Annotated in this window: 21 protein-coding genes; 10 read left to right on the top strand and 11 right to left on the bottom strand. The window is 31.7% G+C overall.

The window, feature by feature from the left end; all coding sequences use genetic code 11:
* Positions 1–2 precede the first annotated feature (2 nt).
* From KW502_RS05175 to KW502_RS05145, 7 genes are all read left to right on the top strand, one after another.
* Positions 3–818: an enoyl-ACP reductase FabI gene (locus tag KW502_RS05175; RefSeq protein ID WP_219039468.1), complete on the top strand. Its 816-nt coding sequence runs from the start codon at positions 3–5 to the stop codon at positions 816–818.
* A gap of 189 nt (positions 819–1,007) precedes the next feature.
* Positions 1,008–5,387, top strand: coding sequence for a fibronectin type III domain-containing protein (locus KW502_RS05170; protein WP_219039467.1), 4,380 nt, complete (start codon positions 1,008–1,010; stop codon positions 5,385–5,387).
* Between the two features lie 125 nt (positions 5,388–5,512).
* On the top strand, positions 5,513–6,514 hold the full coding sequence (locus KW502_RS05165) for a glycosyltransferase family 2 protein (protein WP_219039466.1): 1,002 nt from the start codon (positions 5,513–5,515) through the stop codon (positions 6,512–6,514).
* Entirely contained in the window at positions 6,514–7,470 is a 957-nt protein-coding gene (locus tag KW502_RS05160) for a CdaR family protein (protein ID WP_219039465.1), read from the top strand. The genes KW502_RS05165 and KW502_RS05160 overlap by 1 nt, the downstream gene beginning before the upstream one ends.
* On the top strand, positions 7,467–8,060 hold the full coding sequence (gene coaE, locus KW502_RS05155; protein WP_219039464.1) for a dephospho-CoA kinase: 594 nt from the start codon (positions 7,467–7,469) through the stop codon (positions 8,058–8,060). Before KW502_RS05160 ends, coaE begins: the two co-directional genes overlap by 4 nt.
* Positions 8,061–8,118: 58 nt before the next feature.
* A complete protein-coding gene (locus KW502_RS05150) occupies positions 8,119–9,681 on the top strand; it encodes a sensor histidine kinase (RefSeq protein WP_219039463.1) in 1,563 nt (520 codons plus the stop codon).
* Positions 9,682–9,685: 4 nt separating this feature from the next.
* Positions 9,686–10,408, top strand: coding sequence for a response regulator transcription factor (locus KW502_RS05145; RefSeq protein WP_219039462.1), 723 nt, complete (start codon positions 9,686–9,688; stop codon positions 10,406–10,408).
* A 54-nt stretch (positions 10,409–10,462) separates the two neighbouring features.
* Here the strand turns inward: KW502_RS05145 and miaA are convergent, their stop codons facing one another.
* From miaA to KW502_RS05110, 7 genes are all read right to left on the bottom strand, one after another.
* The gene (gene miaA / locus KW502_RS05140; RefSeq protein ID WP_219039461.1) at positions 10,463–11,377 is read right to left on the bottom strand and encodes a tRNA (adenosine(37)-N6)-dimethylallyltransferase MiaA; all 915 of its coding nucleotides are present in this window, start codon (positions 11,375–11,377) and stop codon (positions 10,463–10,465) included.
* On the bottom strand, positions 11,367–12,221 hold the full coding sequence (locus KW502_RS05135) for an ion transporter (RefSeq protein ID WP_219039460.1): 855 nt from the start codon (positions 12,219–12,221) through the stop codon (positions 11,367–11,369). Before KW502_RS05135 ends, miaA begins: the two co-directional genes overlap by 11 nt.
* A gap of 71 nt (positions 12,222–12,292) precedes the next feature.
* Positions 12,293–13,654: an exonuclease domain-containing protein gene (locus tag KW502_RS05130; RefSeq protein WP_219039459.1), complete on the bottom strand. Its 1,362-nt coding sequence runs from the start codon at positions 13,652–13,654 to the stop codon at positions 12,293–12,295.
* Positions 13,655–13,660: 6 nt separating this feature from the next.
* Entirely contained in the window at positions 13,661–14,326 is a 666-nt protein-coding gene (locus KW502_RS05125; RefSeq protein WP_219039458.1) for a YggS family pyridoxal phosphate-dependent enzyme, read from the bottom strand.
* A gap of 23 nt (positions 14,327–14,349) precedes the next feature.
* Positions 14,350–15,588, bottom strand: a complete 1,239-nt coding sequence (locus tag KW502_RS05120) for a DUF1015 domain-containing protein (protein ID WP_219039457.1) — start codon at positions 15,586–15,588, stop codon at positions 14,350–14,352.
* 8 nt (positions 15,589–15,596) lie between these two features.
* Positions 15,597–16,487: a 3-hydroxyacyl-CoA dehydrogenase family protein gene (locus tag KW502_RS05115; RefSeq protein ID WP_219039456.1), complete on the bottom strand. Its 891-nt coding sequence runs from the start codon at positions 16,485–16,487 to the stop codon at positions 15,597–15,599.
* A gap of 21 nt (positions 16,488–16,508) precedes the next feature.
* Positions 16,509–17,474 (bottom strand): Gfo/Idh/MocA family protein, encoded by a 966-nt coding sequence (locus tag KW502_RS05110; RefSeq protein WP_219039455.1) that lies wholly within the window; start codon positions 17,472–17,474, stop codon positions 16,509–16,511.
* A gap of 159 nt (positions 17,475–17,633) precedes the next feature.
* On the opposite strand from KW502_RS05110, the gene KW502_RS05105 reads away from it, so the two are divergent.
* Positions 17,634–18,275, top strand: coding sequence for a protein-L-isoaspartate(D-aspartate) O-methyltransferase (locus KW502_RS05105; protein ID WP_219039454.1), 642 nt, complete (start codon positions 17,634–17,636; stop codon positions 18,273–18,275).
* Positions 18,276–18,350: 75 nt separating this feature from the next.
* Complete coding sequence (locus KW502_RS05100; protein WP_219039453.1) at positions 18,351–18,893, top strand: porin family protein; 543 nt, start codon at positions 18,351–18,353, stop codon at positions 18,891–18,893.
* 251 nt (positions 18,894–19,144) lie between these two features.
* On the opposite strand, the gene KW502_RS05095 is transcribed toward KW502_RS05100, so the two are convergent.
* The 4 genes from KW502_RS05095 to smpB form a co-directional block, all read right to left on the bottom strand.
* Positions 19,145–19,663 carry a hypothetical protein gene (locus KW502_RS05095; protein ID WP_219039452.1) on the bottom strand — a complete coding sequence of 173 codons (519 nt, stop codon included), beginning with the start codon at positions 19,661–19,663 and terminating at the stop codon, positions 19,145–19,147.
* 217 nt (positions 19,664–19,880) lie between these two features.
* A complete protein-coding gene (locus KW502_RS05090; protein ID WP_219039451.1) occupies positions 19,881–20,825 on the bottom strand; it encodes an endonuclease/exonuclease/phosphatase family protein in 945 nt (314 codons plus the stop codon).
* 11 nt (positions 20,826–20,836) lie between these two features.
* Entirely contained in the window at positions 20,837–23,293 is a 2,457-nt protein-coding gene (locus KW502_RS05085; protein WP_219039450.1) for a DUF5686 and carboxypeptidase regulatory-like domain-containing protein, read from the bottom strand.
* A gap of 16 nt (positions 23,294–23,309) precedes the next feature.
* Positions 23,310–23,768 (bottom strand): SsrA-binding protein SmpB, encoded by a 459-nt coding sequence (gene smpB, locus KW502_RS05080; protein ID WP_219039449.1) that lies wholly within the window; start codon positions 23,766–23,768, stop codon positions 23,310–23,312.
* Between the two features lie 176 nt (positions 23,769–23,944).
* Between smpB and KW502_RS05075 the strand changes: the two genes are divergently transcribed.
* Positions 23,945–24,766: a DUF6503 family protein gene (locus KW502_RS05075; protein WP_219039448.1), complete on the top strand. Its 822-nt coding sequence runs from the start codon at positions 23,945–23,947 to the stop codon at positions 24,764–24,766.
* Positions 24,767–24,771 lie beyond the last annotated feature (5 nt).

Below are 24,771 nucleotides of genomic sequence, written 5' to 3'. Positions count from 1 at the left end.
CCATGTCATATAATTTATTAAAAGGAAAGAGAGGAATTATATTCGGAGCTTTGGATGAAAACTCTATTGCTTGGAAAACCGCAGAAAAAGTACACGAACAAGGCGGTACTTTTGTTTTAACTAACGCGCCAGTAGCCATGAGAATGGGAGCTATTAAAGAATTGGCAGAAAAAACGGGTTCAGAAATTATTCCTGCCGATGCTACCAATATCGAAGATCTTGAAAATTTAGTAGAAAAAGCTCAAGAAATTTTAGGAGGTAAATTAGATTTCGTTCTTCACTCGATAGGAATGTCTATCAACGTAAGAAAAGGAAAACATTATACCGATCAAAACTACGATTGGACGGCTAAAGGTTGGGATGTTTCTGCAGTATCTTTTCACAAAACCATGCAAACTTTATACAAAAAAGATGCAATGAATGAGTGGGGAAGTATCGTTGCGTTAACTTATATGGCTGCACAGCGTGTGTTTCCAGATTATAATGATATGGCAGATAATAAAGCATATTTAGAATCTATTGCCCGTAGTTTTGGTTATTTCTTTGGTACAGAAAAGAAAGTGAGAGTAAATACTATTTCTCAATCACCAACACCAACTACAGCAGGACAAGGAGTTAAAGGTTTTGATGGGTTTATAAAATATGCAGATGAAATGTCAGCTTTAGGAAATGCTACGGCAGATGAGTGTGCAGATTATACGTTAACGTTGTTTTCAGACCTTACAAAAAAAGTAACATTACAGAACTTATTCCATGATGGAGGTTTCTCTAATATGGGCGTAAGCCAAAAAGTAATGGAAAAGTTTGTAGAAGAATAGTACATCTAATTCTTTAACTTATACAAAAGCGGCTATCAATTATTGATAGCCGCTTTTTTTGATATCTAATCAACGAATTTATTTATTTTAAACGGAATTATTAGTTTTTTATCTAAACTTTATTTTTTATTCTATGATTAAACTTAAAAAACTTTATTTTTAATAATAAATCGATAAAAATTTAATTTTATGAAAAAAAATACATTGTTTTTTTGTTTTCTAGTTTTTATATGCTTCACTGGATATTCTCAGGTTTCAATAGGAGAATCAGATGATGGAGGTGTCGCTAATTCTTCTCCAATTAATTTACGTTATGGTTATTCCTACTCTCAGGTTATTTATTTGGCTTCAGAGATAAATGCAAGTGGTAGTATTACCTCTATAGGTTTTCAACTTAATCCTGGTTCAGAGATTGTTAATAGTGATGAAAATGTAGATGTTTGGATTGGACATACTGATAAGGTGGGTTTTGAAAGTAATTCAGATTGGGTAGATATAAATACCTTAACTCAAGTGCTTACTAATGGTACGATAACAGCTGCAAATGATGTTTTAACAATAACATTTGAAAATTCATTTGATTATAATGGACAGGATAATCTAATTATAGCAATTGATGCTAATGAATCAGGCTGGGATTCTTCTACAAGTTATTTATTGCAAACTAATATAGAGGCTGATGAAAATCTTAGTATTAATTACAGGAGTGATAATACAAATCCTGACCCTTTAAATCCATCTGTAGCAAATTATATCCAAACATTAAGAGGAAATATTATTCTTAATGGCATTACTCAAGTATGCCTGAAACCTACAGATATTACTATTAATAATGTTACATCAGACTCTGCAGAAATTAGTTGGACGGCAGGTGAAGATGAAACCGAATGGGAAATTCTTTACGGTGAAGAAGGTTTCGATCCAGAAATAGAAGGAATTTCAATTAGTGATAACGATGGTGTTTTAGGAGAAACTTTGGAGGGGTTATCACCCAATACAGAATACGAATTTTACGTAAAAGCAATTTGTGGAGTAGATGAAGAAAGTTCTAGGAGAGGTCCATCGGCATTTCTTACAGCTTGTGAATCAATTACTGATTTTCCTTATATTGAAGATTTTGAATCAGTGATAACTCCAAACTTATCTTCTTGTTGGTCTGCATTAAATGCAAATAATGACTCAGATTTTTGGAAAACCTATGTTGATTATGGCATTGATGATAGTCGGGCAGTTGGTATTTATACTGATTATAATAGTGGAGATAACGATGATTATTTAATTTCACCATTATTAACTTTGACAGGAAATGAAAGATTAAGATTTTCTATGAGAGCTAGATCTCTTTTAGAACCAAATGAGTTTGAAGTATTGTTATCTACTGGAGGAAAAAATGCAAATGAGTTTACAGAAGAATTACTTCCTGTAACGGAAATTTCTAATACTTCTTATGAAGATTATACAATTAACTTAGATCAGTATATAGGTGATGTTTACATTTCTTTTCATATACCTCCTGGTAATATAGATGGATATTATATTTACATGGATAATTTTGTAGTAGAAGAAATTCCTAGCTGTCAAGAACCTTCAGATGTTACAATCAATAATATTACATCAGACTCTGCAGAAATTAGTTGGACGGCAGGTGAAGATGAAACCGAATGGGAAATTCTTTACGGTGAAGAAGGTTTCGATCCAGAAACAGAAGGAATAATGGTTGCTGATGATGATGGTGTATTGGGAGTTTCTATATCAGGTTTATCTGAATCTACATTTTATGATGTTTATGTAAGAGCAGTTTGTGGAGAAGATGAAGAGAGTATATGGACCTTAGGAAGTTTCTTTACATTCCCCTTAAATGATGAGTGTGATAATGCAATAGAAATAACTATTAATGATAATTTAGAGTGTAATACTACAACATTAGGATCAACAGTAGGTGCTACAGCATCAGATCTAGGAGAAAACGAAGAAGATGTAATTGGAACTCCGAATAATGATGTATGGTTTAGATTTGTAGCCACATCTGCTTCGCATCCAATTTCATTATCCAATGTACAGGCTATTACTGGAACAAGCGTTGATATGGCAATGGCTCTTTATAATGGAGATCAGGGTTGTGAGTCTTTAGAACTAGTTGCTGACTCTGATCCAAATTCATTTACAGCTGTAGGATTAACAGTTGGAGATACTTATTACTTAAGAGTGTATGGATATTCTTCTACTTCTTCTACTGCACAGGCAAGATTCGATGTTTGTGTACAAACAATTCAATGTCCTGAACCTATGGAAGTAACTATAGAAAATATTACTACTTCTTCTGCAGAAGTTAATTGGGTAGCTGGTGGTAGTGAAACCGAATGGGAAATAATTTTTGGTGAAGTAGATTTTGACCCAGAAACTGAAGGGGAATTAATAACTGATTCAGATGGAAACATAGGAGAAGTAATTTCGAACCTATCCACTGATACCAATTATGAAGTATATTTGCGATCAATTTGTGGAGAAGATAGCGAAAGTGAGCTAGTAGGACCTATAAGTTTTGCTACCTTAATTGAACCAGTAATTGTCTCATCTGAAAATCCTATTCTTAATGAAACCTATTGCTATACAAATAATGAATTAAAAAGATGGCTATTTAAAGCAGAAAACGAAGAGGTACTTAGGATTAGTTTTAGTAGTGGTACGTTAGAAGAATATCTTAGTTGGTTTGGTATTTATTTGACATATGATGACCTAGTTATTTATGATGGTCAAGATGAAACAGGAGATGTGCTTTTCAATTCAGATGGCGATGGTTACGAGTTAGAAGGTTTAACTTTTGATGCGTTTTCAGGTTATATATATATGACCTTAACTTCTGATGGAAGTACATCTTGTAATAGTGGAAGCGAAGAAACAATAGATTTTGATATCAACATATTGTCGTGTCCAAAACCAACAGAGGTAACTATTGCGAATATAACTAATAATTCAGTAGAGGTAAGTTGGACATCAAATGGGTCAGAAACCGAATGGGATATTCTTTACGGTGAAGAAGGTTTTGATCCAGAAACAGAAGGTACTTCGATTATTGATAATGATGAAGCTTTAGGTGAAATCATAGAAAACCTAGATGCAAATACTGAGTATGAATTGTATGTAAGAGCAAGTTGTGGAGACGGTGATATAAGCGAATGGTCTGAATCGGTAACTTTTATAACAGATTGCGAAGTAGTTATACCAAATTATATTAATGAGTTTACAGAAGAACCTAGCTGTTGGACTGAAGTTGGAGCTGGGGATCCTGAAAATGGTCCAGACGCAGAAGCTTTTGGTAGTGGTAATTGGTTTCTTGAAGAGTTTTTAAACGAAGAAGAGACTACAAATATGGCTATGGCAATTAATCTGTATACAGACAATAGAGAAGACTGGTTAATTTCACCATCATTTGACCTTTCTCAGGGACAATATGAATTAAAGTTTACAACAGCTATTACTGAATATGATAGTCCAAGCCCTTCAGACATGGGATCAGATGATGAGGTGCAAGTATTAATCTCTCAAGATAATGGTGAAACTTGGCAAATGTTAATAACTTATGATCAGTCTAATTCGCCATCTGCCACGGGAGATATTGAAACGATAGATTTAAGTGCTTATTCAGGAACTGTTAAGTTTGCTTTTTGGGCTACTGATGGTGAAATTAATGATGATGAAGACTATGAATTCTTTATAGATGATTTTGAAGTAAATACTTTACCTTGTGAAACACCAACAGATTTAGAAATAACAAATATTACGGCTACAACTGCTGAAGTAAGTTGGACTTCTAATGGAGATGAAACTGAATGGGAAGTTCTTTATGGGGAAGCAGATTTTGATCCTGAAACAGAAGGAACTTCATTTCTAGATGATAATGGAGAATTAGGAATAACTCTTTCAGATTTAATTCCAGAAACCACTTACGATGTATATGTCAGAGCTATTTGCAGTACTGATGATACAAGCGATTGGACAACTGCAGAAAGTTTTTCAACTTTACAAGAACCTTGTGAAACACCAACAGATTTAGAAATAACAAATATTACAGCTACAACTGCAGAAGTAAGTTGGACTTCTAATGGAGATGAAACTGAATGGGAAATTCTTTATGGAGAAGCAGATTTTGATCCTGAAACAGAAGGAACTTCATTACTCGATAACGATGGGGTATTAGGTATTACAATTACAGATTTAACTCCAGAAACCACTTACGATGTATATGTTAGAGCTATTTGCGGTACAGACGATACAAGTGATTGGACAGCTTTAGAAAGTTTCATAGCTGAACCCTTAGGAGTAGATAGCGAAAATTTTATAGGCTTTAATTACTACCCTAATCCTGTAAAAAGTTTATTGCATTTACAAGCGAAGACTTTTTCTATAGAAGAGGTTATTGTTTATGACTTATTAGGAAAACAGATTGTAATTGAACAATTTAATAATTTAAATGCTACGGTTAATTTAGAAAAACTAAATACTGGAAGCTATGTTGTAGTTGTTAAAATAGGAAATCAGTCTAAAATAATTCGTCTAGTAAAAGAATAAAAATTTGTAACTTATTTTTAAGCCCTCAGGTGAAATATCTGAGGGCTTTTTGATTTTTTAAAAAAAAGTTTTTTTAAAATAAGCTAGTAGTAGTTTCGGTTTTTTTCTTTGTGTATTTTAGCAGCATGAAATTTAAGTATTCTTTTATAGTACCTGTATATAATAGACCCAATGAAATTGAAGAGCTTTTAGATAGTTTTTTTCTAATGGAAAAAAATATAGCTTACGAAATTGTAATCGTAGAAGATGGCTCGACAATCTCTTCTGAAAAAGTCATAGAAAAATATGCAGATCAATTAAACATTCTTTACCTAAAGAAAGAAAATTCTGGTCCAGGTGATTCTCGAAATTATGGCATGAAGAGAGCTAACGGAGATTATATGCTAATTTTAGATAGTGATGTAGTTATGCCGGCTCATTACTTGTTAGCTGTCGATGATTTTTTAATTAAAAATCCAGTAGATTGTTTTGGAGGACCTGATGCTTCTAAAGATAATTTTTCTCCTATTCAAAAAGCGATCAGTTTTGTGATGACCTCTTTTTTAACCACAGGTGGTATTCGTGGTAAAGAAAAATCTATAAAATCTTATGAGCCGCGGAGTTTCAATATGGGAATTTCTAAAAAAGCTTTTTTTAAAACAGGCGGTTTTGGTAAAATTCATCCTGGTGAGGATCCAGATTTATCAATTAGAATTAAAAATGCAGGTTTTAAAATAGGATTTATTAAAAAGGCTTACGTTTTTCATAAGCGTAGAATTAGTTGGGACAAGTTTTATACACAGGTTAATAAATTTGGTAAGGTAAGACCAATTTTAAATTCTTGGCACCCTCAAACATCAAGTCTAGTGTTTTGGTTTCCTAGTCTTTTTATTTTAGGTTTAGTTATAAGTTTGTTTTTATTAATGTTAGGTTATTCATTTGCAATATTAATTTATCTATTTTATTTATTACTGATATTTGTTTTAGCTGCTATAGAAAATAAAAGTTTTAAAATAGGTTTTTTAGCTATAAGGGCTATATTAACACAATTTTTTGGTTATGGTTTAGGCTTTCTTAAATCTACTTACTATATTAAAATTTTAAAGAAAAACCCCAAATTAATATTTCCTGAATTATTTTTTAATTAATGAAAAATATCATAAAAAAACTTAGAAGCACGGTCTTTAAAAAAACTAATTTTAAAGCATTTTTCTTTTTTCTCTGTTTTTCGGTGGTGATCTGGATTTTAGTTCAATTCAGTAAAAATTATAAGCAATCTATAAACGTAGAGGTTGAGTATGTAAATACACCTAAAGATAAAATTATTCATAAAAATAAAGATGAATTTTCCATTCGTTTAAACGAAAACGGATTTAATATTGCTTGGTTTTCAATCTCAAAACCTATTATTCAAGTTGATTTAGGAGAACTTCCTGAATATAAAAAAGAATTAATCTTTGTAACAGAAAATCATAAACAAGAACTTCAAGATCAATTAGATATAGATATAGATGAGGTGACGTTTTTAAAGGACACTCTTGGTATTCCTTACGAACAAAAGAAAGTGAGAAAAATACCTATAAAATCTAGATTAGACATAAGTTATGCTCCAGGTTACTCGTCTAATGAGGTGTTAAAACTGCAACCAGATTCTGTGAAGGTAAGTGGTCCTTCTGAAGTGATAGATTCTTTAAAAGCTGTTTATACAAAACAAGTAACCTTAACTCAGGTAAAGCATGATCTTAATGGGAAGATTGGCTTAGATACGCTTGATGCTAAAGGGGCTACTTTTTATACAGATGCAGTAGAATACGAACTGAAAGTAGAGAAATTTACCGAGGGAAGAGCAGAAGTGCCAATAGAAGTGATTAATGCGCCTAGAGCTATTAATTTGAGTATCTTTCCTAAGCGAATCGTAGTCATATATGTGGTGAGTTTAGAAAACTATAAGTCTATTGTTAAGGGTAATTTTAAAGTAGTTTGCGATTATAAAGATTTGAAAGAAAATCAAAATTTTCTTATTCCTAAATTAGTTGAAAAACCAAAAAATGTAACTTCTACACGGTTAAATATTAATAAAGTTCAATTTGTGATTAAAAAATGATGATTGTTGGATTAACCGGCGGAATTGGTAGCGGTAAAACTACCGTAGCTAAAATGTTTGAAGCATTACAAGTGCCTATTTATGTAGCTGATGAACGCGCAAAATATTTAATGGAAAATTCAGAAACTATTCATCAAGAATTAATACAGCTTTTCGGTAAAGAAGTGCTAGATAAAAAAAAATTACCTAACCGAAAGTTTATTGCTTCTAAAGTATTTCATGATAAAAAATTATTAGACCAACTCAATACAATTATTCACCCTCGAGTAGCTAAAGATTTTAATAGCTGGTTATTAAAACAGACTTCTACGTATGTTATTTACGAAGCAGCAATTATTTTTGAAAAAAACATTCAGAACAGATTTGATTATGTAATTTTAGTCACTGCACCTAAAGAACAAAAAATAAAAAGAGTTTTAAAAAGAGATAATGCTACAGAAGGTGAAGTGAAAGCTAGAATGAATAATCAATTAGCTGATATTGAAAAGATTAAATTAGCAAATTTTGTAATTGATAATACAGATTTAAAAGTTACAAAACAGCATGTTTTATCGCTTCATCATACACTTCTTAGCCTAGTAAATACTTGATGTTAACATTTGGTTAAACCGTTTAAAATGTAAATGTTAAAATCTTACTTTTGGCGGTATGAATAAAAAGTTGTTTTTAATCCTTATTTTATTAATGAGCCTGTCCTTAATAGGTATCATATTTGTACAGGGATACTGGATTAAAAATACAGTAGAAACCAATGAAGAGCAATTTTCATTTAGTGCCAAGCAAGTGCTAATCAATGTTTCTAAGCAAATTGAAAGAGAAGAGATAGATAAATACTATGTTCAGTATGCAATTCTTTCAGACTCAACAATGCCAACTAGTGCAAGACTAAGTGAGTTATTTCAGATTAAACAAAATGAACTTACCAACGAAACTTTTTATTATACCAATAGACTTTTACGAGAAGATAATAAGCTTTTCTCTTCTTTTTTAGGATCAAGTAATGATTCAACTGCTTTTAAAAAATTATTATCGAGTAAGATTACTAGAATAGTTAGAGATGATGAATTAGATGAAAAAGAAGCTTTAAGTGCAGAAGAACGTTTTGAAAGAATTTCCCGTTTAGAAAAAAACGAAAAAAGAGCTTTATTTGAAGTTATAAAAGAGAGAGCTGCTGAGTTGCCTATTTATAAACGAGTAGACACTTCTTTAATTCAATCTTTAATAGAAGCGCAACTTATAGCAAGAGATATAAAGTCTAATTTTGAATTTGCTATTTATAGTAACGATTTAGCTACAAAAGTTGGTACAGAAAATTTCAGAAAAGATTCACCAGGAACTTATGGAATCCCGATTTTTGAATCTAGTAATACTAATTATGAATTTTACATAAATTTTTTAGATAAGAAAAAAGAAGTACTAAGTACAATTGCTCTAATGGCTTTGTTAAGTATTATTTTTACCTTAATTATTATTGTAGCTTATGCAAGTGCTTTGTTTCAATTAATAAAGCAAAGACAAATCTCTCAAATTAAGACAGATTTTATAAACAATATGACGCATGAATTTAAGACGCCTATAGCAACGATTAATTTGGCGTTAGATTCTGTTAAAAACCCAAAAATTGCCAGTGATCCTGAAAAGGTAAATCGTTATATGGGCATGATTCGTGAAGAAAATAGAAGAATGCACGCACAAGTAGAAAATGTGTTGCGTATGTCTAAATTAGAAAGAAATGAACTAAATATTAAAAAAGAACGTTTAGACCTTCATGAACTCACAGAAGAAGCTATAACTCATATCGAATTAATTGTAGATGATCGTCAAGGGTACGTTCAAACACATTTTGGAGCTTTACAGTCTTGTATATTGGCTAGTGAATCACATTTCACTAATGTGATTGTCAATATTTTAGATAATGCTGTGAAATACTCTACAGATAAACCGAAAATTGACATTTATACAGAAAATGTAAAAAACTATATCATTCTTAAAATTCGAGATCAAGGAAAAGGAATGAGCAAATCTGTACAGAAAAAAGTATTTGAAAAATTTTATAGGGAGCATACCGGAGATATTCATGATGTAAAAGGTCATGGTTTAGGATTGGCTTATGTAAAACAAATTATTGTAGATCATCACGGGCAAGTGATGGTAGAGAGTGAAAAAGGAAAAGGAAGTACATTTATAATTAAATTACCACTAATATCATAGATATATGGAAACTGAAAACAAGAAGATTTTATTAGTAGAAGACGATCCGAATTTTGGAATCGTACTTAAAGATTACCTAGCAATGAATGATTATACAGTTACTCATGCTAAAAACGGAATGGAAGGTTTTGAAAAGTTTAAAAAAGACGATTTTGATCTTTGTATTTTAGATGTAATGATGCCATATAAAGATGGCTTTACATTAGCTAAAGAAATTAGAGAGAAAAATGAAGACGTGCCAATTATTTTCTTAACCGCAAAAGCGATGAAAGAAGATGTATTAAAAGGGTATAAAGTCGGTGCAGATGATTACTTAAATAAGCCTTTTGATAGCGAAGTATTATTAATGAAAATTAAAGCTATCATGCAGCGTAAGGCTACAGATAGTATCGCAGATAGCAAACAATTTGAATTTCAAATTGGTGGTTTTCATTTAAATTCTAAGTTAAGATTTTTAACTTTTAATGAAGAAGAACCAATTAAACTTTCTCCAAAAGAGAATGAATTGTTACGTTTGTTAGCACTTCATGAAAATGATTTAATGCCTCGTGAATTGGCATTAACTAAAATATGGAGAGACGATAATTATTTCACCTCAAGAAGTATGGATGTTTATATCGCTAAGCTTCGTAAGTATTTAAAGAAAGACGAAAATGTCGAAATTTTAAATATTCATGGTGAAGGCTTTAGACTTGTTATTAAAAACAAAGAAGAAGAAAAAGCTTAATAGTAATTATTAAGAAAAGATTTCAGTTTCAAAAAATTCTCCAAGGTAAAATATTTATCTTGGAGATATTTTGGAATCGATAAAATTTACTATTTTTTCTATTGGAGTATCGTAACTAAACCAGTTAATTTCCTCATCTTTTCTAAACCATGTTAATTGGCGTTTAGCAAATCTTCTGGTATTTTTTTTAATTTCTGAAACGGCAAAGTCTAACGTCCAATTATCATCAAAATACTGAAATAATTCTTTATAACCTACAGTGTTTAAAGCATTGAGTTTACGCATAGGGTAAACTTTTTTAGCTTCATCTAGTAATCCATTTGCAATCATCAAATCAACCCGTTTTTCAATACGGTCATAGATAAGTTCACGAGGAGCGGTTAACCCAATTTTAATAGGGGTGAAGTTTCTTTCTGAAGAAGAATTATTTAAAAAGCTAGAAAAAGGTTTTCTACTGGCTATACAAATTTCTAAAGCTCGAATAACGCGATGAGAATTCTCTAAATCAACTTTTTGAGCGTAAACAGGGTCTAATTTCTTTAATTGAAATTGAAGCGGTTCGATGCCTTCATTTTCTAATTGAAGATTTAAGTTTTCTCTAATTGATGCATCTACTTCAGGAAATTTGTCTAAACCTTTTAAAACTGCTTTTACATACAACCCACTACCACCTACCATTAATGCTTTATTTTTGTGATGAAATAATTCATCTAACTTATGAATAGCCTCGGTTTCAAAATCACCTACAGAATAATCATCTTTCACTGATATATGTTGAATAAAATGATGCTTTGCAGCAAATAATTCTTCAGTAGAAGGTACCGCGGTGCCAATTTTCATCTCCTTATAAAACTGTCTAGAATCTGCAGAAATAATTTCAGTTTGGTAATGATTGGCCAGAGCAATACCGGTAGAAGTTTTACCGATGGCTGTGGGACCAACAACAGAGATAAGCGTATTATTTTTCACGATTTAAAGGGTATCCACAATTTTGACAATAATCAGCGCCGTCTAAATGCGTATTTTCATGGCAATGATAGCAAGATTGTGTATTGGTAGATAATTTTTTTTGTTCATTTTCGTCAGCTTCAGATTTGCTGTATTCAGCACTTACAATTCCGGTAGGTACAGCAATGACTCCGTAGCCTAAAATCATAATAATTGAAGCTAAAAACTGACCTAATGGTGTAACAGGATGAATGTCTCCAAAGCCTACTGTAGTAAGCGTAACAATGCACCAATACAAACTTACAGGTATATTTTTAAAACCGCTATCTGCACCTTCAATCATATACATGGCGGTTCCAAAAATTAAGCACAGAATAATAACAGCAAATAGAAATACTAATATTTTTGGTCGACTATCTTTTAAAGCTTTTATTAATTTATTGCTTTCACCTATGTAACGACTTACTTTTAAAATTCTAAATACGCGTAATAAGCGTAAGGCTCTTACCGTGATTAAGGCGCTACTGCTGCCTGGTATAAGAAATGAAAGGTATAATGGGATTGTAGAGAAAAAATCGATTAAACCATAGAAGCTAAAAATATATTTTGTAGGTTTTTGTATAGAAATGATGCGCAGAATATATTCAATAGTAAAGAGGATAGTAATTACCCATTCTGCGGCATACATATAATTATAAATCCAGGGGTCTAAACCTTTCACACTTTCTAGCATCACAAAAATAATGCTTAAAAAAATAATCACTAATAAAATTACATCAAAAGCTTTACCCGCAGGAGTATCGGCTTCATAAATAATCTCATGAATTTTCTCGCGCCAAGAGTTTCTTTTAGGTTTAGTTTTCAATGGATTTAAAATTAACTTTTATAAATAATCGATAAATAAAACTTTTTCAAACTGTTACTTTTTCGATAATCTTAAAATTCGATTATTCTAAAGGGTTTATTTTTTCGTAAGTAACTTTGAATAATATGCTGACTATCGCGATTATTCTTCATGGGAGTAATAATATTTTTAACGATAGCAATATCATCCATTTGATGGTTTAAATTGAAATAACCAATGCCACAAAATTTTCCATCTTCAATTAAAATTACGCTTTTTTCATCTACATCACGTCCTCTGTCAATAATTAACATGTTTTTGTTGGTATAAGAATATTTGTTAATCACTTGTTGAGCACGTTTATTGTAATCTTCTGCAGATTCTTCAGCAATACAAGCTCCGTGGCATTTTTTTATGCTATAATTAAAGCAACTTCCTCTAGTTTGATGTAAACCTAATTTTTTTTGGCACAACTCAAAATCATCTAAAATTCTTTGTAATGTACTTTTTGCTTGGGCACTATTGGTAAATGTGGTGATATTTTCTTTTTCAGGATCAGCTTTTCCTATTTTAAATTGAATATAGCCATGCTTATCTTTAGATTGATATAAAGCGTAAGTAAAAATATCTCTTTTTAAGGCACGATTGTACTTGGGCTTATTTTTTTTAATTTCTTCATTTTCTTTCAATAAAGCCAATAATTCATTTCCTGTATTTTCAAAAGTTACCGTATAAACTTCATTTTGAATTTTCTTTGATTTATGATTATCGCTAGTGAAATGCTGGTTTATACGTTTTTTGATATTCTTGCTTTTGCCTATGTAAATTACTTCACCTTTTTCATTATGAATATAATAAACTCCTGTAGAAGAGGGAAGCTCATCAATAATACGAACAAGCTTTGTGTCTAAATTAGTTTTAGGATTACTTTTTACAGAAGTTGTAATAATCTCTTTTTTAGAATCTTTTTGTAAAAGCAGCTTAAAGAGTTTTACCGTAGCTAAAGCATCACCGCTGGCACGGTGCCGATCTGTTAGAGGAATACCTAAACTTTTTACTAATTTACCCAAACTGTAAGAAGGCATATTGGGGATAAGTTTTTTAGAAAGCTCTACCGTACAGAGCGATTGCCGTTGATACTCATAACCTAAGCGTCTAAATTCTAAGCGCATAATTCTATAATCAAACTTGGCGTTATGTGCAACAATAGTACAATCTGTAGTAATTTCTACTATTCTTTTAGCGACTTCATAAAATTTGGGAGCGTTACGAAGCATTTCATTATTAATACCTGTAAGGTTAACAACAAAAGGTTGGATAGGTTTCTCAGGATTTACTAAACTTATAAATTGATCAACCACCTTATGGCCATCAAATTTATAGATGGCAATCTCTGTGACTCCTTCCTCGTTATACTTTCCTCCGGTGGTTTCTATGTCTACTATTGCGTACAAAAAAATTTAATTATAATTTCTAGCGCCAAATATAGCGCTTCCTATTCTTATCATATTACTTCCGTGCTGAAGTGCTATTTTATAATCACCGCTCATTCCCATAGATAAGATTTTAAATTCTTTGTGCTGAGCTGTAACTTCATCATATTTATTTTTTAAGAAAGCAAATTCATTGTTAATCTGTGTTTCATCATCGGTTAAAGTAGCCATTCCCATTAGGCCTACTACTTTTACGTTTTCCATTTGTTGGTAAGCATCAGAAGCTAAAATTTTATCTACATCTTCAGCATCCATGCCGTATTTACTGTCTTCTTCAGCAATCTTCACTTGTAAAAGACATTCAATAACACGGTTGTTTTCTTTGGCTCGTTTATTAATTTCTTTTAATAATTTTAATTTATGTACCGCATGAACTAAAGTTACATAGGGTGCCATATATTTTACTTTATTGGTTTGCACGTGGCCAATCATATGCCATTCAATATCTTTAGGTAATGATTCGTGCTTATCTGTCATTTCCTGAATTTTATTTTCTCCAAACACTCGCTGTCCAGCTTCGTAAGCTTCTAAAAGATCTTCATTAGGTTTGGTTTTAGATACGGCCACTAAAGTTGCCTTTCCAGAAAATTCTTCAAGGTATTGATTGATATTATCTTTTATGTTATTAGCCATTTTGTTAAATCTTTTTAGAATTTTTAAAATTCATAGATGGTAACACCACTTCTTAGTTTAGGTTGAATATACGTAGATTTTGGCGGCATGGTTAAACCTTCATCTGCAATTTGTTTCATTTCCTCTACATTTACGGGTAGCATTCCAAAACCTATTTTAAACACTCCTTCGTCTATTTTTCCTTTTACGTAAGCCATGCCATTTTTTCCGTGAGAATAATCAATACGATTATCGTTTCGTACATCTTTAATTCCTAAAATGGGGTTTAGTATAGTATCGTATAAAATTTTAGCATCGAGTTTAGAGGTGGCATCATTAAAATTGTATTCAGATTTTCTAAGTTGAAGTGAATAAAATTCTCCTTCTAAATACATACTAAACTGATGTTTCTTTTTTGGTTTAAAGTATTCTAACCTACGATTTTCAATTCTGAATTTAGCATCTAACTGAATTAAAAACTCTTCTTTAGAAAGTCCGTTAAGATCAGTAATCAAACGATTAAATTCATGAATACGCAAGTCACTTTCTGGAATAATTAAAGTCATAAAATAATTATAAGCTTCGTTGCCAGAATGTTTTGGGTTTTGATTTTTTAATTCTTCTCTTAAAAGAAAAGAAGAAGAAGACCTGTGATGCCCATCTGCAATATATAAGCAGTTCATGGTAGAGAATTCTTGCTGAATACTTTTAATTTGACCTTTATCTTCTAAAAGCCATAAATAATGAGTATCTCTATAAGTGGTTGTAAATTCAAACTCTGCTCGGGTTTGGGTAATTTCGCCAACAATGTGAGCTAAAACTGAATTTTCAGGATGTGTGAGTAATACAGGTTCTGCATTAAAACCAACTGTTTTTAAGTAATCTTTAAAAGTCTCTTCTCGAAACGAGATGGTATCTTCATGACGCTTAATACAATTATTCTTATAATCTTCTACACTAGCCGCGGCAATAATACCAGTAAATACTTCGCCTTCTCGATTTATAATTCTGTATACATAATAGTAAGGCTTAGGGTCTTGAATAAAAATATCGTCTTCTTTAAACTCTTGGTAACGATTTTTTACCAATTGAAAACGTTCTGGACCCGAAATTTCTTTGTGATATTTGTAACCCGGATTTACAATGTGTAAAAATGAAAACGGATTATTATCTAAACGAGCTTCTCTTTCTGCTTGGGTGTAACTTTGGTAAGCACGTGATGCTATTAAGCTCACTTTATCACGCGTGGGGCGTACCGCTCGAAAGGGAAGTATTTTAGGCATAAATATAGTTAAGCTTTAAATTGTGCAGAAATATGTTCTGCTTTTCTACTGGTTGAATAATCGTAAAAACCTTCTCCAGATTTTACACCTAATTTTCCTGCTCTTACCATGTTTACTAATAAGGGGCAAGGAGCGTATTTTGGATTTTTAAAACCGTCGTACATGACTTCTAAAATAGAATGGCAAACATCTAAACCAATAAAATCTGCTAATTGTAGTGGTCCCATAGGGTGAGCCATTCCTAACTTCATGACTGTGTCAATTTCTGCAACACCTGCAACACCATTATAAAGCGTTTCAATCGCTTCATTAATCATCGGCATTAAAATACGATTAGCCACAAAACCAGGGTAATCATTTACCTCGGTTGGAACTTTATTTAGCTTTTTTGAAAGCTCCATAATTGTATTGGTTACTTCGTCTGTGGTGTTGTAACCTCTAATAATTTCTACTAATTTCATGATAGGCACCGGATTCATAAAATGCATGCCAATCACTTGCTTGGGACGATTGGTTACCGAAGCAATTTTAGTAATGGAAATAGAACTAGTATTTGAAGCAAGAATAGTATTTTCTGGACAAACTTTATCTAAAGTTCTAAATATATCTAGTTTAATTTTTTCATTTTCTGTAGCAGCTTCTACCACTAAATCAACATTTTTCACACCTTCTTCCAAAGAAGTTTGTGTGTTGATATGTTTTAAAGTTTGCTTTTTATCTTCTTCAGAAATTTTTTCTTTAGCTACCATACGATCTAAATTCTTCGTTATGGTTGCTATTCCTTTAGAAAGATTATCTTGAGAAATGTCTATTAAATTTACCTGAAAACCGAATTGAGCAAAAGTATGAGCAATGCCATTACCCATAGTTCCGGCTCCAATAACTGCTATGTTTTTCATTATAAGTGTATTTTTAGTTGGTTATTCATCAAAACTATCAATGACCATTTTTGCTACACGAAGTGCTTCTGTAGCTTGTTCTAAGGTAACAATTGGTGTGGTGTTATTATTGATAGCATCTGCAAAAGTTTCTAATTCATCTAAAATAGCGTTATTTTCATCTACTTCAGGATTATCAAAATAAATTTGTTTTTTAACTCCTTCAGCATTTTGAAGAATCATGGCAAACTCATCAAGTTTTTCTGGTGCATCTTTCATCTTAACCACTTCACATTTCTTCTCTAGAAAATCTACAGAAATGTACGCATCGCGCTGAAAAAATCTTGATTTACGCATATTTTTTAGTGAAATTCTACTGGCGGTAAGATTGGCTACACAACCATTTTCAAATTCAATACGAGCATTAGCAATATCTGGAGTGTCACTAATTACAGAAACTCCGCTAGCATTTACTTTTTTTACTTTAGATTTTACCACACTTAAAATAGCATCAATATCATGAATCATTAAATCTAAAACTACCGGAACATCTGTACCTCGCGGATTAAATTCAGCTAATCGATGTGCCTCGATAAACATGGGGTGATCAATTTTAGCGTTTACTGCTTGAAATGCTGGATTAAACCGTTCTACATGACCTACTTGACCTTTTAAGCCTTTGGCTTTAGCCATTTTAGTAAGTTGCTCTGCTTCTTCGACAGTATTGGTAATGGGTTTTTCTACAAAAAAATGTTTTCCCGCTTCAACAGCTTTGACAGCAGTGTTGTAATGAGAAAGGGTAGGAGTTACAATATCGATTACATCTACGTTTTGTAGCAAATCGTCAATAGTTTTAAAGCTTTTATAGTTAAACTCGTTAGCAACTTCTTCAGCATACTTTTCATTGGCATCATAAAAACCAACAAGTTCATATTTCTCAGATTCATTTAATAGACGTAAATGTATTTTACCCAAATGCCCTGCACCTAATACTCCTACTTTCAACATAGTTATTTTGTGTTTTACACAAAAATACTATTTCTTTTAAGAATTCATAGAAGCAATTTGGGGAAATGAAGTTGCAAATTGTTAATTAATGAAAGCTGAAAAAATTCAGATTCAAGGCGGTATTCTTTATTTTTGCAAGACTAAAAATAATAACTGCTTTTGAAAGATACATTTAGACATCAGGGAAAACGTAAACAATTGGTAGAAGTAGTAAAATCTAAGGGAGTACAAGACCAGAGAGTCTTAGCTGCAATTGGTAAGATACCAAGACATTTGTTTATGGATAGCTCTTTTGAAGATCATGCGTACCAAGATAAAGCTTTTCCTATTGCTGCTGAACAAACCATTTCACAACCTTTTACCGTGGCTTTTCAGTCTGAATTACTACAAGTAAAACCAGGTGAGAAAATACTTGAAATAGGAACAGGGAGTGGTTACCAAACGGCTGTACTTTGTGAATTAGGAGCTAAGGTTTATTCTATAGAGCGGCAACAAGAGTTATATTTAAAAACAAAACGTTTCTTAACACAAATAGGTTACCGACCTAAATATTTAAATTTTGGTGACGGTTATAAAGGATTACCCACATATGGTCCTTTTCATAAAATTATTGTCACTGCAGGCGCTCCTTATGTGCCTAATCCTTTATTGGCACAATTAAAAGTAGGAGGTAGGTTGGTAATTCCTGTCGGGAATGATCCTCAGATAATGACTCTATTTATAAGAAAATCTGCTAAAGAATTTGAAAAAAAGGAATTTGGAGAATTTAGATTTGTCCCTATGTTAGAAGATAAAAATTAGCATTTTTCTATTCGTTTTAAGATTTCTCTAAGAAGTCCCGATTACTTACTTTACTACTTTTGAAAAAAAATAGATATGAAAAAATTAGTATTGTTAGTAGTAGCATTGGGAATGTTCTCTATTTCTCAAGCTCAAGAATTTGATTTAGGAGTAAAAGCAGGGGTAAACTTTTCTCAATTGAGAGATGCAGGAGATGTAGATAATAGAACAGGAGTATTAGCTGGAGCTTTTGTGGGGGTGAAATTTAATAAGTGGGCTATTCAACCAGAAATTTTATATTCTCAGCAAGGGGGAGATTCAGATTTTGGTGATTATCACGTAGATTATGTAAATATCCCTGTGATGTTTAAATATTATTTAATTGGGGACTTTTTAAATTTACAAGTAGGACCACAATTTGGTTTTGTAGCCAATGATGATTTTCCTGAATTTAACGCTATTGGAGATCAGGTTGAATCAAAAGATTTTGATATGTCGGCAGCAGTGGGAGCTGGGCTAGATTTGCCTTTTGGTCTGCGTGTAGATGCTCGTTATAATTTTGGTTTTACCGATGTTGTCGAGAATGCAGATGCTAAAAATGGAGTGTTTTCTTTAGCATTAGGATATTCTTTTTTATAAATAAAACACCATATAATTGAAATAAAAAAGCCTTCAGTTTTTCGCTGAAGGCTTTTTATTTAGTTTTTCTCAAGAACCTAACTATTAATTTAGAAATGCTCTTTACTCACAATCGTAGAGGGCAACACCTTCTGAATAATCAAACTCATTGGCATAATAATCTTGAATATCATTAGAATCGTGTGTGTCACCAGCTTCTCCATTATAATAGTTTTGATATTCATAGTGATGCGAATTATTTGGAGAATCTGCTATACCACAAAATTTAAAAACGGAAGACCTTCAAACGGATTGTTAAGGGTGTCATAATCCCCATATAGTTGAATTATTTCATAATCCGTATCACTAAAATTCGTAGTTTCTCTGTAATGATCTTTAATTAGGTTTCCATCATTATTGTAGGTGTACTTAGTCGTTTTGTTGGTGGTGAAAATTTGCCCTGTTGAAGCAATTTCTCTACTATATTCTATAACTGTTTTCTTAATTTGATGATTTGTATTGTAGGTGATCATTTCTTCATAAGGTGGAGGCGGATTAATATAACTTGACTCGATTTTAATTTCTAACCTTTTGAAAGGTAATTTTGAAGAATTGTTTTCATATTCAAATACAGAATACTTGTTAGAAGGGATTTTATATAATTTCCATAATCTTCCCAAGTCATCGTATACAACACTATCGATTTTAGGAAATCTTGTATTTTGTTTTCTGGCTATTACCTTTGCATTTTTATATTCTAATTCATATAAATAATCAAAATTACCATCCATATCGTAAATTAAACCATATTCTAAAAGTTTACAAGCCGCTATTTCTTCTTCTGGTAGAGCACGAAATCTTCATCATCGTTGGAGCAGGAAATAGTAAATAAGTAATAAGAGTAAAAGTGAATTTCTTTTCATTGTATCATAGAATTTATTTTGAAAATAAGCTTAACGATAAATCTAGATAATTAAATGTAAAATTTAATACTGAAAGACGTTTTGTTTAGAATTTTAACGAAATCGAAATTGGTAGATGATCAGAGCCAATATTTTCTCCTACTTTTCTTTCTATAACTTGTATGTTCTTAGAAACTAAGCAATGATCTAAAGTAGTTTGAAGTAATGAAAAATTTGCTGGCCAAGTAGGTAATATTCCAAATCCTAACCTGCTATCTCTTAAATCTTTTTTTAATAATTTTTGAAAATGATTAGAGAAAGATGAGTTATTAAAATCACCAATAATGATTAAATGATCTGAATAATTAGATCGGTTTTCAATAAGGTAATTCATTTGTAAATTCCTCAATTCAAAAGCATTTTTATCTACCGGTGCAGCAGGATGCGTTGCGATTAAGGTAAGCGTTTTTTTTGCAAATTTTAATTCACTAACAATAGAAGGCTTTTCATTCAATTTAAAATAAGCAGTTTTTGCTTTCAGCTGTTTTTTACTTAATATGGCAATACCAAAATTATCGTTTCTAGGAACGAAATGGCTGTAAGCATAATCTTGTATAGTTTTCTTTAAAAGTGATTGCCACTTAGGTGTAAATTCTAGAAGCACAATAACATCTGGGTTTTCTTTTGCTAGATAAGTTTCTACTAATCTTACTTGGTCATTACTAGATAATAAATTAATGCTATTAATTTTTAAGTTATGTTCACTAACTATATTTTCATCTTTATGTTTAAGATAATAAGGCAAAATATAATAGCTATTCCAACAAATGCTAAGCAATAAAACAAAGCTCGCAAGCCATTTTTTTTTAAAAAGAAAATAGACTACCATCAATAAGCATATTGAGGCTATTAAATATTGAAATTTAAAATTTGAAAAAATATCTGCCAGCCAATAATTGGCTAATAAATTAGGGATAATAGACAACAAAAATAAAGCAATACAACAAAGCCATATAAGTTTGTGCAAGCATTTATACTTTTGTTGTTTCATAAAATTAGGGTTTACATTCCAATACTCAATCCAAACATTATGCCGCTATCTTGCCAGCCACCTTGGTAAGCTTTTACATAATCAATTCTTAAAATTCGATATTTGCCAAAACCTATATTACTAATTCCTACAGAATATTCAGAATAAGGTTTATTACCAGTGGTCCATAACCCATTAACACCGATAACCGTATTAAAATTTAAATCTCTTATAAACGGAATTTTCCCTAATAAGTAACCTTTAAAGTTATGCTCTGCGTGCAGCTCTCCATAGGTGTCGTTCGCACTAAACCCATAATAAGGAAGCAAATTAAATTGATTGATTGTAGGCGATAATTTTACGTGAGTTAAGTTACCATTAAAATGTTGATGATCTACTAAAGAAATATTATCTCCATTTAAAAATTTACCTCCTTTTAAGCTATATTCAAAATCTCCTTTATTCTGAAGGCTTATATTTTGGGTAGCCATAATCTTAAAATGATCAAAATTATAATCGTCTACTGTAGCTGCAAATCCTTTTTCGTAGCTGAAGTAAAGCGTTGGGTAATCTGAATTTGTGACGTTATATTTCCCGTCAGGATAGTTATAATATTTCTGGTCAAAATTAACCCTTCCCGTGATACCAATTTTAGCAATATTGTGTGCTTCGAAAGGAGCAGAATTAAAATCGTTGGCAGATAATGGATTGTTTGGCGTGTACTCGTCTTCCTCTTCAATAATTTCGGCATCATCAAACAGCGGGTTTCTACGCTCAAAAGATGCGTTGGCATATAACCTAAAGCCATTAAATAATTCTTCAGAATAACGAGCTTCAATAAAAGTTCGATCGTAAATTTTTAAATAATTCTTATCGAATAAAATAGATGCGACAGAACTTACTAAAGTAGAAATAGGTTCGGTATTATTAATCTGATTAGCTTCAATACCTCCATTTAAGGTAAAATAGGGCTTAGAATTGTTATTGAATTTTTTTGTAAAACCACCTTTTAATCGCAAACGATCGTCTGCCAAACCATAATTAGCAGAGGCATTTAAGCTCCAATATTTATTATAATCGTCTTTCCATTTGGTGAAACCTGCATCTATAGTTGTATTCCAACCCTGTACCGTATTATAGCGAATACCTTCTATGGGACCACTGATATTCCAAGAATATTGTTTGTGAGAATTGCGGTAGCTATACCCAAAAAGCGGATCGGTAATGCCGAAGCGATTATGCTCGTGATCTACAGAATCTTTATATACCTTCGAATTTTTACGCTCTTGTATGCTATCTTTTTTCACATAATCTGTAGCTTCTTCTATGGTTAACGGCATAGGTCTTATGGTTTCCCAGTAAGTAGAATCTTTTTCATTTGCATTTTCAGCAAAGCTCAAAATCTCATTGCTAAAATCTCCACGTGTAAATTGCGGATTAAAATTATAGTTACTGTAAACGGCAGAAAACCTACCATTACCACAAATACCAAAAATTTTCCAAGTGAAATTTACCGTCTGAGAAAGTTTTACCCAAAGTTTATCTTTTTCAGAATAAGTGAAATTTTGTTTAAACGTTAAAGTTTCTATCGGAGGGATTTGAGTAGATTCTCCCGTAGTCATTAATTCTATTCCATAAATCTCCCAAGAATTTTCTATAATATAAATAATGCCTGAAAAAACTCGATCTTTTGGTCGTTTAGGGATTACTTTTATTTTATTAATAAGGTTGCCTAAATCATCATAAAAAATCCCTTCTAGTTTGTAGTTATAATAATTAAAGGCATAATCTGCGATAGGCGAAACCAATTCAGTATTTAATTCAACTGTATTATTGTAAAATGTGTAATCTGCATCTTGAGCGCTATTTAAACTGAAACCATTATCATCGCCACTTACTTTAGAGGCTAAGATTTTTTCATGAAAATCGTCTGGTGCTTTAAATTTTATCTGCGATTTGGTTTCAGAGAGGTAAACAATTCCGCTTCGGGTAGAATCTAAGCCACCACCAAGGTCGCCAACTTCTTGACCTAGAATTTTTTCAGGTGCGTTTTCTATTTTCCACATCCCGCGAGAATAGAAATCTGCGGTGTAAGCTTCAATTTTAGCTAAGTTTTTTTTACGATTCGCTATAGCATTTCTAATTACACGATTGGCAGGATTCTCATTAGAGTTAATAAGAACCTCTTCTAGGCTAGTTTCTTCTTCGACTAAGGTAACATTTAAGGTGAAGGGTAACTCGTTAATTTCTACCTTTTTCTTTTGTGTTTTAAAACCTAAAAATTGATAGACAATGGTATATTTACCTGTCTTATTAATCTCTAATTCGTACTCTCCTTCTTGGTTAGAGGTAGTTCCTGTAAAACTATTTTCGAGGTAAATATTTACATAAGGAAGTTTTTCTCCGTTTACATCGGTGATTTTACCTGCCACTTGGGCAGAAATTACCCCAGAAAGTAACAGAAGTGTTAGCAGTAAAAGTTTTTTCAAAATGTGTTGGCATTAGTTATTTATAGTCTTTTTTAATGCGGTCAAGACGACGTTTGTTTTCACGATCTTTAATCGTTTCGCGTTTATCGTGTGTCTTTTTACCTTTACAAAGAGCTATTGCTAATTTTGCCAAACCTCGATCATTAATAAATAAGTTGAGCGGAATAATGGTTAACCCAGACTGGGTTATTTGTTTTTCAAGCTTTCTTAATTCTTGCTTGGTTAATAAAAGCTTGCGTTCACTTTTTGGGTTATGGTTAAAATGTGTGGCGTGAGAATATTCATCTACGTGCATGTTAATTACATACAATTCTCCGCGATGAAATTCACAAAAACTTTCAGCTATTCCTGCTTTACCTTCACGAATGGCTTTAATTTCTGTACCAGCCAATTTTATACCTGCTACATATTTATCAAGGATCTCATATTGAAATCTGGCCTTCCTATTTTTTATGTTGATTTTATTTTTCTCCATAGTAAGCGCTAAAATAGGAAGCTTTTTTCAATTTAGAATAACTCTTCTGTAATATAGGACTTCTTTAAGAAATAATTGTTACAATTATTTTATTGTTCTTATTAATTATTTGCTTAAAATCTATTTAAAAGTTGGTTGTTTTTCTACATTTGTGGTAGAATTAATAAAATTTTATAATGAAAAAAATATATACACTTCTTTTATTAGTAATTGCGTTCACATCTTGTAAAAACGATTCTAAAAATGAAAAGATAGAAGAAGTGAAAACAAAGACATCTAAAATGCCAGTCCCTAAAGACGGTGGGAAAGGAGCAGAAATTATGAATGTGGTTATAGACTCTGCAGGCGGCCATCGGTATGAAACAGCAACTATAGAATTTACATTTAGAGATGCTACTTATAAAAGCACTCGCAACTGTGGAATGTTTGAGCTTAGTAGAATTAAAAAAGATAGTTTGGGTAATGAAACTCTAGCAACCATCAATAACGTTGGTTTTAGTTATTATAAAAATAATGAAGAAGAATTTTTAGAAGATAGTATGGTAAATGAAGTTGGAAATTCTATTAACTCTGTACATTATTTTGTGCAATTACCTTTTGGATTGAATGATCCTACAGTTAGAAAAGAACTAATTGCAGAAGATTCTATTCAAGGAAAAGTTTACTACGAGATTCAAGTTAACTTTTCTCAGCAGCACGGAGGTAAAGATTTTGAAGATACCTACATGTATTGGGTAAATAAAAATACATATCAAGTAGATTATTTAGCTTATAGCTATCATATAAACGGAGGAGGAATGCGTTTTAGAAAAGCTATTAATCCTCGCAAAATTGAAGGAATTAGATTTGTAGATTATAAAAATTATAAACCCAAAGCAAGAACTTCTCCTAATCTAGAAGATTTAGATGAATTATTTGAGAAAAATGAGCTAGAGCTTTATTCTACGATAGAAAATAAAGATTTAAAGGTTACGGTGCTCGATAGAAATTGCGCTTAAACTTA

Source organism: Mesonia aestuariivivens, assembly GCF_019311235.1.
In the GTDB taxonomy this organism is placed as follows: Bacteria; Bacteroidota; Bacteroidia; order Flavobacteriales; family Flavobacteriaceae; genus Mesonia; species Mesonia aestuariivivens.
Note: the sequence above shows the minus strand (reverse complement) of the source record. Positions and strands in the feature narration are given on the sequence as shown.

Bases quoted from the DNA above. Each gene is read 5' to 3' on its own strand.
- KW502_RS05160 (WP_219039465.1), top strand. From the start codon at position 6,514: ATGAAAAATATCATAAAAAAACTTAGAAGCACGGTCTTTAAAAAAACT.
- KW502_RS05090 (WP_219039451.1), bottom strand. From the start codon at position 20,825: ATGAAACAACAAAAGTATAAATGCTTGCACAAACTTATATGGCTTTGT.
- KW502_RS05095 (WP_219039452.1), bottom strand. From the start codon at position 19,663: ATGGATGGTAATTTTGATTATTTATATGAATTAGAATATAAAAATGCA.
- KW502_RS05145 (WP_219039462.1), top strand. From the start codon at position 9,686: ATGGAAACTGAAAACAAGAAGATTTTATTAGTAGAAGACGATCCGAAT.
- KW502_RS05075 (WP_219039448.1), top strand. From the start codon at position 23,945: ATGAAAAAAATATATACACTTCTTTTATTAGTAATTGCGTTCACATCT.
- KW502_RS05120 (WP_219039457.1), bottom strand. From the start codon at position 15,588: ATGCCTAAAATACTTCCCTTTCGAGCGGTACGCCCCACGCGTGATAAA.
- KW502_RS05170 (WP_219039467.1), top strand. From the start codon at position 1,008: ATGAAAAAAAATACATTGTTTTTTTGTTTTCTAGTTTTTATATGCTTC.
- KW502_RS05115 (WP_219039456.1), bottom strand. From the start codon at position 16,487: ATGAAAAACATAGCAGTTATTGGAGCCGGAACTATGGGTAATGGCATT.
- KW502_RS05165 (WP_219039466.1), top strand. From the start codon at position 5,513: ATGAAATTTAAGTATTCTTTTATAGTACCTGTATATAATAGACCCAAT.
- KW502_RS05150 (WP_219039463.1), top strand. From the start codon at position 8,119: ATGAATAAAAAGTTGTTTTTAATCCTTATTTTATTAATGAGCCTGTCC.
- KW502_RS05125 (WP_219039458.1), bottom strand. From the start codon at position 14,326: ATGGCTAATAACATAAAAGATAATATCAATCAATACCTTGAAGAATTT.
- KW502_RS05110 (WP_219039455.1), bottom strand. From the start codon at position 17,474: ATGTTGAAAGTAGGAGTATTAGGTGCAGGGCATTTGGGTAAAATACAT.
- smpB (WP_219039449.1), bottom strand. From the start codon at position 23,768: ATGGAGAAAAATAAAATCAACATAAAAAATAGGAAGGCCAGATTTCAA.
- KW502_RS05100 (WP_219039453.1), top strand. From the start codon at position 18,351: ATGAAAAAATTAGTATTGTTAGTAGTAGCATTGGGAATGTTCTCTATT.
- KW502_RS05175 (WP_219039468.1), top strand. From the start codon at position 3: ATGTCATATAATTTATTAAAAGGAAAGAGAGGAATTATATTCGGAGCT.
- coaE (WP_219039464.1), top strand. From the start codon at position 7,467: ATGATGATTGTTGGATTAACCGGCGGAATTGGTAGCGGTAAAACTACC.